We start from the raw sequence: 13,195 nt of genomic DNA, 5'->3' as shown, positions 1-13,195 counted from the left end.
CGCCGGGCACGCTTGCCACCACGCGGTCGATATCGTCCTGGCTCAGCGACACCAGCGGCAGCATGTCCGGGGTAATGCGCTCACAGCCTGTGGGAATAAGGTTAGCGGGGGCTTCTACGGCACCCTTCCCGCCCACCGCCGCCGCCAGGGCAGACAGGGTCGGCTGACTGAACAGCACGCGCACGTCGGCAACCAGATCGATCTGGCGCATGCGCTCGATCAGTTTGACGGCCAGCAGTGAGTGGCCGCCCAGCTCGAAGAAGTTGTCATGACGACCAACCTGCTCCAGTTGCAGCAGGTCTTGCCAGATACGCGCAATGGCCATCTCGGTATCGTTTTCAGGTGCTTCATAGCCGCGACTGGCCACCGCCGAGCGGTCGGGTGCTGGCAAAGCCTTGCGGTCGAGCTTGCCGTTGGCCGTCAGCGGGAAACTTTCCAGGCTGACAAAGGCGCTTGGCAGCATGTACTCGGCCAGCGACAGGCGCAGTTGCTCGCGCAGTTGCGTAGCGTCCGGTTCCAGTCCCGCCTTGCCGATGACGTAGGCCACCAGACGCTTGTCACCGGGCTCGTCCTCACGCACCAGCACCAGCGCATCCTGTACAGAGTCACACGCGGCCAGTTGTGCTTCGATCTCGCCCAGTTCGATGCGGAAACCGCGAATCTTGACCTGTTCGTCGTTACGGCCCAGGTATTCCAGGCTGCCATCGGCCAGCCAGCGCCCGAGGTCGCCGGTGCGATACAGTCGCGAATCCGGCGCAGTGCTGAACGGGTTATCAAGAAAACGCTCGGCCGTCAGTGCTTCGCGGTTCAGATAGCCCCGTGCCACACCTGCCCCGCCCACGTACAACTCGCCGATCACGCCTACCGGTACCGGTTCGCCATGAACATCGAGCAGATAGAGTTGCAGGTCAGGGATGCGTTTGCCGATCGGGCTTGCACCGACGCGCTGGGCGTCTTCAGGTTGCAACGGGTGATAGGTCACATGCACCGTGGTTTCGGTGATGCCGTACATGTTCACCAGCTGAGTTGCGGCGTTCACGTTGCGGGCATACCACGGCTTGAGCATCGCTGTTTCCAGTGCTTCACCGCCGAAAATCACCTGGCGCAACGAATGCGCCTGCTCGTTCTCGCCCTGGGCAGCAATCAGTTGCCGGAACGCGCTCGGCGTCTGGTTGAGCACCGTTACCCCGGCACTGCACAGTAGGTTGTAGAAGTCTTCCGGCGAGCGGCTGACCAGTTGCGGCACGATCAACAGACGTCCGCCGTGCAGCAATGCGCCCCATATTTCCCAGACCGAGAAGTCGAAGGCGAACGAGTGGAACAGCGCCCAGACATCCTGCTCGTTGAAGCTGAACCACTCTTCCGTGGCCGAAAACAGCCGTGCAACGTTGCGGTGCTCGACCATTACGCCCTTGGGCAGACCGGTGGAGCCGGAGGTATAGATCACATAGGCAAGGTCGCTGGACTTGACCGCTACCTGCGGATTGCACACGGATTCGTCCTGCAAGTCGGCATCGTCAAGACTGATGATTGGCAGTTCCGTCACTGGCAAGGCTTGCTGCACGGTCTGCTGGCTCAACAGTGCGACCGGCGTGCTGTCGCCGAGGGTATAGGCCAGGCGCTCAAGTGGGTAAGCCGGGTCCAGCGGTACATAACCGGCACCGGATTTGAGGATGCCCAGCAAGCCGATAATCATCGCCGGGCCACGCTCGACGCAGATCGCCACGCGATCATCAGGGCGTACACCTAGCGCGAGCAAGCGATGGGCAACCTGGTTGGCGCGGGCGTTGAGTTCGCCGTAGCTCAGGGTTTGATCTTCGAATACCAGCGCCACGGCGTCTGGTCGTTCTGTAGCGCGGGCTTCGAATTGCTGGTGGATCGGTGTTTCGTGTGCATAGGTGTTGCCGGGCTCGTTCCACTGTTCGAGCAACTGCTTACGCTCGCTGAGCGGCAATATTGAAATAGCGTGCAGCGGGGTTTGCGGTGCCTGTTCCAGCGCATCGATCAGCCCCTCTACGGCCAGTTGCAAATAGTCACACACACGCTGCGCGCCGATGCTCGCCGTGACCAGCGAGGTGAACAGAAAACCTTCACCTGTATCGTCGACGTTGACGGTCAATGGGTAGTTGGTGCGTTCTTCATCGGCCATCCCCAACGACTGCATGCCACTCCACGCCGTCAGTGCCTCATCGGTTACGGCAACGTTGCTATGCCGATAATTGAGCAAGGCGCTGAACAGCGGCGTCGGTGCGACCACGCCACTGCAACGCTGGGCCAGTGCCAGCGACGCATGTTCATGCCCGAGTAAGCCGGTCAAGCGCCGGTGCGTGGCCTTGACCCCTTCACGCACGCCCTGATCGCCCAGGTCTATCCGTAGCGGCAAGGTGTTGATGAACATGCCAAGGGCCCGTTCGGCACCTCGACCGCTCTGCATCCGGCCCATCAGAATGGTGCCGAACACCACGTGTTCACGTCCGCTGACGCGGCCCAGCATCTGCGCGAACGCCAGGTGGATCAGGCTCGCCGCGCTGACCCCAAGTTGCCGCGCCTGAACTCTCAAGCGTTGGTTCAAAGCGCCGTCCAGCTGCAGGCGGGCATGATCGAGCGCGCTGCCGTCGCCTTGCACATCGTGCAGGCCGAATGGCAGCGTCGGCTCGTCGATGTCGCCGAGCATGTCCTGGAAGAACTGCTCGTGATCCTGCTCGTTCAGGCTTTGTCGGGCCTGAGCGACATAATTGCGGTAGGGAATGGAGTCGCCAAGTTGCTCGGCCTGACCGAGTAGGCAGACCCGCATTTCATGCTGCACCTGATCCAGCGCGGTGTGGTCGAGGATCATGTGGTGGAACATCAAGATCGCCACCCAGCGCTGGTTAACGGTGTCCAAAGCACACACCATGCGCATCAAGGGTGCCTGACGGATGTCCAGGCGTATCTGGCGTGGGTCAAGGCGCTCCTGCAACTGACGGGTTACATCACCCAGCCTGGGGTTGAGTTGAACTTCTTCGACGCCTAGCTCGACCTGGCGCCAGACCACCTGCAACGGTTCATCAAGGCTTTCCCAGTGCATGGACGTGCGCAGAATGTCATGGCGGTCGATGACCATTTGCAGCGCTTTGGCGAAGGTGTCCACGTGTGCGCGGCTGTCAAAGGCAAACTGCGCCTGCAACACATAGGGGTCGCCCCGTTCGGCGCTGATGTGGTGGTAGAGAATGCCTTCCTGCAACGGCGCCAACGGATAGATGTCCTGCACGTTCGCTGCGCCGCCGGGCACGCAGGCCGTCACCTGGTCGATCTGCTCCTGACTCAGGTCGATCAACGGCAGCATGTCCGGAGTGATTCTCTGGCAGTCCGCAGGAATGCGGTTGGCTGGAATAAACAGATCGTCGACCGCGCCTGCCGCTGCCGCCAGTGCCGCAAGGGTCGGCTGGCTGAACAGCGTACGCACGTTGGCGCTCAGGCCTGCCTGGCGCATACGTTCGATCAGGCTTACCGCCAGCAATGAATGCCCGCCCAGTTCAAAGAAATGATCGTGGCGACCGACACGTTCGATCTTGAGCAAGTCGCTCCAGATTTTCGCCAGAGTGATTTCTGCTGTGCCTTGTGGCTCCTCGTAGCCGCCACGGATCAGTGCATCACCGTCCGGTGCTGGCAGGGCCTTGCGGTCGAGTTTGCCGTTCGGGGTCAGCGGCATTGCGTCGAGCAGCACATAGGCTGCCGGGATCATGTGGGCCGGCAGTTGTTCCTGCAGCCAGCCGCGCAGGCTATCGATGTCCACCGAAGCCTGCCCTGCGCTCAGGGTGTAATAAGCCACCAGACGCTTGTCGCCGGGAATGTCTTCGCGGGCAGTGACCACTGCCTCGTGGACCGCCGGGTGCTTGGCCAGACGCGCATCGATCTCTCCCAGTTCGATACGGAAACCACGGATCTTCACCTGATCGTCGTTACGGCCCAGGTATTCGATATTGCCGTCTGGCAGATACCGGCCAAGGTCGCCGGTGCGGTACATGCGTGCCGCAGGCTGTTGACTGAACGGGTCTTTGAGGAAACGTTCGGCAGTCAGGTCGTCACGGTTCAGATAACCGCGCGCCACGCCATCACCGCCGATGTAGATTTCACCGGCAACGCCCAGTGGCACAGGCTGTTGCTGTTCATTCAGCAGGTAAAACTGTGTATTGCCGACTGGCTTGCCGATGTGAGCTGCGAAGCCGTCTTCACGGTCCATCGCCACCCAGCTTGAGTAGGTGGTGGTTTCCGAGGGGCCGTATAGGTTGCACAGGCGCTGCACGTCAGTTTTTTCGAACAGCGATTCAACCAGGCTGCGTTTCAGTGCTTCACCGGCCACGTTCACGGTGTGCACAGATTCCGGCAGGCCGTTAACTTCCAGCAGTGCTTTCAGCGCCGACGGCACGGTGTTGATCAGGCCGATATCGTGGTCGCCGTGTTGCAGTTCCAGCACGTTCCTGACGACTTCGATGCTGCCGCCCGAGGTCAGCGGTGCAAAGCACTCATAGACTGCGAGGTCGAAGTTCAGCGAGGTGGAAAACAGTGTTTTTTCCAGAGCAGACGCATCAAAAGCCGTGTGCGCCCAGCTCAGGAAGTTAACGGTGTTGCGGTGCTCAATCATCACGCCTTTCGGCAGACCGGTCGAACCCGAGGTGTAGATCAGGTACGCCAGATGCGCCGAAGTCAGCCCCGGCACCTGCGGATTCTGGACGGATTCGTCCTGCCAGTTGCACTGATCAAGATTGATGACTGGCACCGAAACGTCGGTCAGCAGCGCTTCAGTTGCCGACTGCGCCAACACAGCGGCAGGCACGCTGTCCTGCAACATGTAAGCAATACGTTCCGCTGGATACGCCGGGTCGAGCGGCACATAACCGCCGCCCGCCTTGAGGATCGCCAGCAAACCGACGACCATCTCCACACCGCGTTCCACACAGATCCCGACCCGCGAATCCGGCTGCACGCCCTGCTTGCGCAAGGCATGCGCCAGGCGGTTGGCCTGCTCGTTAAGCTCGCGATAGGTCAGATGTTGTTCGCCATGCACTACGGCCACATCATCTGGCGTGCGCTCGACTTGTCCTTCGAACAGCCCGTGAATGGTCTGTTGCTGCGGGTACTCCAGCGCGGTGTCGTTGAACTGCACCAGCAACTGCTCACGCTCGGCAGCAGGCAGGACCGGCAGGCTGCCGAGGGCCGAGGACGGTGACTGTTCCAGCACATCCACCAGATGCTCCAGCACAGTCTGCATGTAAGCGCAGACCCGTTTGGCACCCACGGTACTGCTGACCAGCACGTTCAGGTTGAAGCCTTCACCGGAGTCATCGACATTCAAGGTCAATGGATAGTTGGTGCGTTCTTCGCTGTTCAGCGTATGAATACCCTGCCAGGCCTGGGTAGCCCGCTCGGATACGCTGCCAGGCGCACTATGGCGATAGTTGAGCAGCGAACTGAACAGTGGCGTCGGTGCGGCAATGCCGCTGCAACGCTGAGCCAGCGCCAGCGAAGCATGCTCATGACCCAGCAAGGCAGTCAGACGCTCATGGGTGGCCTTGACCCCGTCACGCACGCTCTTCCCGCCCACCGAAACCCGCAGCGGCAAGGTGTTGATGAACATCCCCAAGGCCCGCTCGGCGCCTTCCCCGGCCTGCATCCGGCCCATCAGCACGGTGCCGAACACCACGTCCTGCCTGTTTGAAACCGTGCTCAACACTTGAGCCCAGGCCAGGTGCAGCAGACTGGCGGCGCTCACGCCCTGTTGTCGGGCCTGAGCGCGCAGTCTCAGGTTCAATCGAGGGGCCAGCGCCAGGTTGGCTTCCTCGATATCAAGGCCATCGCCCTGCACATCCAGCAGGCCGAATGGCAGCGTCGGCTCGTCCACATCCCCGAGCATTTCGCGGAAAAACGCTTCGTGCTCGGCCTGGCTGACACCCAGGCGCGCCTGGGCCACATAATTGCGGTATGGCACCGGTGCCGACAGGTTTTGAGCTTCGCCCAACAACCAGGCCTGCATTTCATGCTGTACCACGGCCATCGCCATGTTATCGAGGACCATGTGGTGGAACAGCAGCATCGCGCAGATCCGCTGGTTCAGCGGGTCTTCGGCGTAGGCCAGGCGCATCAGCGGTGCCTGAGTGACATCCAGGCGGTGGTGACGCGGGTCGAAGCGGCTGTGCAGTTGCGCGCCGAAATCACCGGTTGCGGGGTCGAGTTGCAACGTCTCAAGAGGCAACTTTGCCTGGCGCCAGACCACTTGTACGGGTGAGTCCAGGCCTTTCCAGATTACACCGGTGCGCAGAATGTCGTGTCGATCAATAACTGCCTGCAAAGCCTGGGCGAAAGCGTCCAGACACGCGTGGTCGTCAAAGGCGAAATGCGCCTGCAGCACATACGGATCGCCCTGCTCGGCGGCGATGTGGTGATAGAGAATGCCTTCCTGCAAAGGCGCCAACGGGTAGATGTCCTGCACATTCGCCACACCGCCCGGCACGCTGGCAACCACCTGGTCGATCTGTGCCTGGGTCAGGTTGGCCAGTGGCAGCAGTTCAGGCGTAATGCGTTGGCAATCCTCGGTGATCAGATTGGCTGGCACCACGATGTCCGTGCTACCGCCGACTGCGGCAGCCAGTGCAGATAACGTCGGCTGACTGAACAGCACGCGTATATCGGTGCTCAGACCCAACTGGCGCATACGCCCGATCAGGCTGACTGCCAGCAGCGAGTGACCGCCGAGTTCGAAAAAGTTGTCGTGACGACCAATCCGGGCAACGCCCAGCAGCTCTTGCCAGATGGCCGCGATCTGCGTTTCGGTTTCACCTTGTGGGGCTTCGTAGCCACGGCTGATCAGTGCATCGGCGTCCGGTGCTGGCAAAGCCTTGCGGTCGAGTTTGCCGTTCGGGGTCAGCGGCATGGCCTCAAGCCGCACATAAATGGCCGGCACCATGTACTCAGGCAGCTTTTCCTGCAAATGCCTGCGCAGGTTATCGATGTCGACCACGGTGTTTCCGGTCGCCAAGGTGTAATAAGCCACCAGACGCTTGTCGCCCGGCACATCTTCGCGGGCTGTCACTACGGCTTCGTGGACGGCCGGGTGTTTGGCCAGACGCGCATCGATCTCGCCGAGCTCGATACGGAAGCCGCGGATTTTCACCTGATCGTCGTTACGGCCCAGGTACTCGATATTGCCGTCTGGCAGGTAGCGACCCAGGTCGCCGGTGCGGTACATGCGTGCCGCTGGGTTTTGGCTGAACGGGTCTTTGAGGAAACGTTCGGCAGTCAGGTCGTCACGGTTCAGGTAGCCACGGGCCACGCCAGCACCGCCGATGTAGATCTCACCGGCAACGCCCAGTGGCACAGGCTGTTGCTGTTCGTCCAGCAGATAAAACTGTGTATTGCCGACCGGTTTGCCGATGTGTGGAGCGAAGCCGTCTTCACGGTCCATCGCCACCCAGCTTGAGTAGGTAGTAGTTTCCGAAGGGCCGTAGAGGTTGCACAGACGCTGCACGCCGGTTTTTTCGAACAGGTTTTCCACCAGGCTGCGTTTCAGCGCTTCACCGGCGACGTTGACCGTATGGACCGATTTCGGCAGTCCATCGACTTCCAGCAAGGCCTTGAGCGCCGATGGTACGGTGTTGATCAGGCCGATATCGTGCTCGCCGTGTTGCAGTTCCAGCACGTTTTTGACGACTTCGATGCTGCCGCCCGAGGTCAGCGGTGCAAAGCACTCGTAGACCGCGAGGTCAAAGTTCAGCGAGGTGGAAAACAGTGTTTTTTCCAGTGCAGAGCCGTCAAAAGCCGTGTGCGCCCAACTGAGGAAGTTCACGGTGTTGCGGTGTTCGATCATCACGCCTTTCGGCAGACCGGTCGAGCCCGAGGTGTAGATCAGATACGCCAAGTGCGCCGAGGTCAGCTCAGGCACCTGCGGATTCTGGACGGATTGGTCCTGCCAATCGCTCAGATCAAGATTGATGACAGGTACTGCAACGTCGGCCAGCAAGCCCTGAGTAGCGGTTTGCGCCAGTACTGCGGCCGGAGCACTGTCCTGCAACATGTAGGCAATTCGTTCTACCGGGTAAGCCGGGTCGAGTGGTACATACCCGCCGCCCGCCTTGAGGATCGCCAGCAAACCGACGACCATTTCCATGCCGCGCTCAACGCAAATGCCGACCCGTGAATCCGGCTGAACGCCCTGCTTGCGTAAGGCATGGGCCAAGCGGTTGGCCTGCTCGTTAAGCTCGCGATACGTCAGGCGCTGTTCGCCGTGGACGACCGCAAGAGCCTGCGGCGTAAGCTCGACCTGTGCTTCAAACAGCCCGTGAATGGTCTGCTGCTGCGGGTAATCCAGCGCGGTGTCATTGAAATCCACCAGCAAATGATCACGCTCGACAGCTGGCAGAATCGACAGACTTTGCAACGACGCTTGTGGCATTAACTCAAGCGCGTCCACCAGTTGTTCCAGCGCCGTGTGCATGTAGCCACACACACGCTGCGCACCGACCGTGCTCGCCGCCAGCGCGGTCAGTTTGAAGCCGTCACCAAGGTCATCGACGTTCAAGGTCAATGGATAGTTGGTGCGTTCTTCACTGTTCAGGGCTTGAATACCCTGCCAGGCCTGGGCAGTTTGTTCTGCTGCGCTGCCCACCGCGCTGTGGCGGTAATTGAGCAGTGCGCTGAACAGTGGCGTTGGTGCGGCTACACCGCTGCAACGCTGGGCCAACGCCAGTGAGGCATGTTCGTGAGCGAGCAACGCGGTAAGTTGCGCGTGTGTTGCCTTGACCCCAGCGCGTACCCCTTGCCCGCCTACGGCGACCCGCAGAGGCAAGGTATTGATGAACATTCCCAGCGCCCTGTCAGCGCCCTCGCCGGCCTGCATACGGCCCAGCAGTACGGTACCGAACACCACATCGCGACGATCGGAAACCTTGCCCAGCACCTGAGCCCACGCCAAATGCACCAGACTCGCGGCACTCACACCCTGTTGTCGGGCCTGAGCACGCAGTCGCAGGTTCAACTGGCTGTCCACTACAAGAGCGGCTTCTTCGATATCACGCCCATCGCCCTGCACATCCTGCAGGCCGAAAGGCAGCGTCGGTTCGTCGATATCGCCCAGCATGTCGCGGAAAAACACTTCATGATCTGCCTGGCTGACACCCAGACGCGCCTGGGCCAGGTAATTGCGATAGGGCACCGGCGCCGGCAAGGATTCTGCCTCGCCCAACAGCCAGGCCTGCATTTCATGCTGCACCACTTCCATGGCCATATGGTCCAGGGCCATATGGTGGAACAGCAGCATCGCGATAATTCGCTGGTTGAGCGGGTCCTCGGCATGGACCAGACGCATCAGTGGCGCTTGAGTCATATCGAGGCAGTAGTGACGCGGATCGAAGCGGCTATGCAGTTGCGCGCCGATCTCACCGTCAGCCGGGTCAAGTTCAAGCCCCTCAAGGTGCAATTTCGCTTCACGCCAGACCACCTGCACGGGTGAGTCCAGACCGTCCCATACCACACCGGTACGCAGAATATCGTGACGATCAATGACCATCTGCAAGGCCTGAACGAAGGCGTCCAGGCGCCCGCGGTTGTCAAAAGCGAACTGGGTCTGCAGGACATAGGGGTCGCCCTGCTGGGCTGCCATGTGGTGATAGAGAATGCCTTCCTGCAACGGTGCCAGCGCGTAGATATCCTGAACATTTGCCACGCCGCCGGGTACGGTAGCGACCACCTGATCGATCTGCACCTGGGTCAGATTCGCCAGTGGCAACAGCTCCGGAGTGATGCGCTCGCAGCCTTTGTCTATCAGGTTGGCCGGTACCTTGATGTCATGGCCTGCGCCGACGGCTGCGGCCAGTGCGGCCAGCGTGGGCTGGCTGAACAGCACGCGTACATCGGCGCTCAGGCCCGCCTGACGCATACGTTCGATCAGGCTGACGGCCAGTAGCGAATGCCCGCCGAGCTCAAAGAAGTGATCGTGGCGGCCGACGCGCTCAACGTTGAGCAATTCGGACCACAGGCGCGCCAGGGTGATTTCCACTTCACCCTCGGGTGCCTCGAATTCACGGCTGGCATAGGCGTCAGCGTCCGGTGCCGGAAGGGCTCGGCGATCAAGCTTGCCGTTGGCGGTCAGCGGGAACGAGTCCAGCACCATAAAGGCGCCTGGCACCATGTATTCGGCCAGCGACGCCGCCAGTTCGCGGCGCAGTTCGACCGCTGACAAGGCGCTGTTGTCTTCGCCGACCACGTACGCCACCAGGCGCTTTTGCCCAGGTTCGTCCTGGCGGGCCAACACCACGGCCTCTCTGACGCCAGAGCATTCGACCAGACATGCTTCGATTTCACCCAGCTCGATACGGAAACCACGGATTTTCACCTGGTCATCGTTACGGCCCAGATATTCGATAACCCCGTCTGCGTTCCAGCGGCCGAGGTCCCCCGTACGGTACAACAGGGCTCCAGCGTCGTCGCTGAACGGATTAGCGATAAACTGTGTGGCGTTCAGCTCAGGACGGTTCAGGTAACCCTTGGCCACGCCCTGCCCGCCAATATACAGCTCCCCGACCACGCCCACGGCCACCGGTTGGCGCAGGGTATCGAGCACATAAACCTGGCTGTTGCCGATCGGGCGACCGACAGGAATACCGCCGGTGCCGACCGAGGTGATCTCATGGGTCGTGGAAAAGGTCGTCGCTTCGGTCGGGCCGTAGCCGTTGAGCAAGTGTCGCGGAGCGCCTTGTTTCAATACCCGGGCGATCACCGCCGGGTCCAGCACATCACCACCGACGATCAGGTAGCGCAATTTCGCGAAGGCCTCCATCAGGCCGTCGGCATACTGATGGAACAGGCCCGCGGTCATCCATAGCACGCTGACCGACTGGGACAGCAGCAGCTCACGGAATTCGTCCAGAGACAGCAGTACCGACTGCTCCACCACAACCACGCAGCCGCCATTGAGCAGTGGCGCCCATACATCCAGGGTGCTGGCGTCGAACGCCGGGTTTGAGGCGAACGCCAAACGATCCTGTGCATTGAAGTCAGCGTAACCGTTGTTGATCACCAGACGGCTGACAGCACGGTGCGGCACCAATACGCCTTTGGGTATACCGGTGGAACCGGAGGTGTACATGATGTAGGCCACCGACTCGGCGGAGGCTGATGATGCCGGGTTGTGCGCATCGCTTGGCAGTTGCAGCAGATCAAGGTCAATCCGTTGGATGCCTTCGGGAAGGTCATGGCGAGCCAGCGTCAACACCTGCCGCGCCCCGCAGTCTTGCAGCATGAATGCCTGACGCTCGGCGGGAGCGTTGATGTCCAGCGGCACGTATGCCGCCCCGCATTTGATAATCGCCAACTGACCGGCCAGCAGGTCAAGGGAGCGCTCCAGCAGCAACGCCACCCGCTTGCCCGGTTGCACGCCGAGCTCGATCAGGTGATGGGCCAGCGCGTTGGCGCGACTGTTGAGTTCACTGTAGGTAAGATGCTGGTCATCCTGTACAGCGGCAAGTGCATCCGGCTGCGCTGCCACCCGTTGCTCGAATAGCTCCTGCAGGCTGCTGTTGCGTGGGTAGTCGCGTACCGTGTCATTGAAGTCGTGCAGCACTCGCTGGCGTTCGGTTGACGAGAGGACTTGCAGACGCTGCAACGGGGTTTGCGGCTGCTGCTCCAGCGCCTCTACCAGCGCGCCGAGTGCCGTCAACATGTACTCGCCGATGCGCTGTGCACCGATCTGCGCAAGGGCTTGAACCGTCAGGCCGAAGCCCTGTCCCAGATCATCCACCGACAGCGTGATCGGGTAAGTGCTCTGCTCCTCGCTGCCCAGGCTCTGCAAGCCGTTCCAGGCCTGTAGCGCTTCGGGCGAAGCCACCGATTCGCTGGCGCTATGGCGGTAATTGAGCAGCGAACTGAACAGCGGCGACGGTGCGGCCACACCGCTGCAACGCTGGGCCTGGGCCAGGGACGCATGTTCATGACCGAGCAAGGCAGTCAGTCGAGCGTGGGTGGTTCTGACCCCTTCACGCACCGCGTGCCCTTCCAGCTTGACCCGCAACGGCAAGGTGTTGATGAACATGCCCAGTGCCCGGTCAGCACCGTCGCCGCCCTGCATCCGGCCCATCAGCACTGTGCCGAAAACCACATCCGATTTGCCCGACAGTGCACCCACCACCCGCGCCCAGGCGAGGTGATGCAGGCTCGCGGCACTGACCCCAAGCTGCCGGGCCTGTGTGCGCAGGCGCGCGCTCAACGCTTCATCGACGGGCAGGTGCACATCTTCGATCAGTTGCTCGCTGCCCAGCGTTTCGACCACGTCGAACGGCAGCGTCGGCTCGTCGATGTCGGCCAGCATCTCGCGGAAAAAACCTTCATGAGCATCAGCCCCGACACCCAGCCGAACCTGTGCCACGTAGTTGCGATACGGCACTGCTTCGGGCAAGGCATGGCCTTCGCCGAGCAGAAAGGCCTGCATCTCGTGTTTCACCAGCTCAAGCGCGGCGTGGTCAATGGCAATGTGGTGGAACAGCAGGATAGCGACCCAGCGAGCGTTGGCCGGATCTTCAGCACAGACCATGCGCATCAACGGGGCCTGGCGTAAATCGAGGCGGAAATGCCGGGAATCATAGCGTTCGTGCAACTGGGTTTCGATGTCGCCGTCAGCCACGTCCAGCGTCAGTTCATCCACGGCCAGCGCCGCATCGCGCAACACCACTTGCACCGGTTCGTCTAGGCCTTCCCAAACCATCGCCGTGCGCAGGATGTCATGGCGTTCGATCACCGCCTGCAGTGCCTGGGCGAAGTCGTCGAGACGTTCGCGGCTCTCGGCCCCGAACAACGCCCGTAATACATACGGGTCGCCCTGCCCGGCCGTCAGGTGATGATAGAGAATCCCTTCCTGCAGAGGCGCCAGCGGATAGATGTCCTGCACATTGCCAGCCCCGCCCGGTATCGCATCGACGATTCTGTCAATCGCCTCTTGGCTCAGATTGGCCAGCGGCAGCATGTCCGTGGTAATGCGAAACGCCGGACTGAGCCAGTCACCGCCCATTCGAGCTACCAGCGTCAGCAGTTCTGCCTTGTGCACGCTCAGGCTTTCAAGAGTGGCACTGTCCAGCCCCTCGTCGTCTCCGAGAATCACCAGATCATCTTCTTCCTGTTGAAGACGGATCGGGTGCGTGGAAAGAACTGCCATCAATTCGCTGAAGTGCAT

Annotated in this window: 1 protein-coding gene (cut by a window edge); it reads right to left on the bottom strand. The window is 61.2% G+C overall.

Features of this window, described 5'->3' with window-relative positions; translation table 11 throughout:
* On the bottom strand, positions 1 to 13,195 hold the start of the coding sequence (sypC, locus tag KP808_RS12795) for a syringopeptin non-ribosomal peptide synthetase SypC (RefSeq protein WP_230016210.1). Its footprint begins 27,404 nt before the window's first position; the window shows 13,195 of its 40,599 coding nt (coding positions 1–13,195); it begins with the start codon at positions 13,193 to 13,195; its stop codon lies beyond the left edge, outside the window.

The organism is Pseudomonas savastanoi, from assembly GCF_020917325.1.
In the GTDB taxonomy this organism is placed as follows: domain Bacteria; phylum Pseudomonadota; class Gammaproteobacteria; order Pseudomonadales; family Pseudomonadaceae; genus Aquipseudomonas; species Aquipseudomonas amygdali.
Note: the sequence above shows the minus strand (reverse complement) of the source record. Positions and strands in the feature narration are given on the sequence as shown.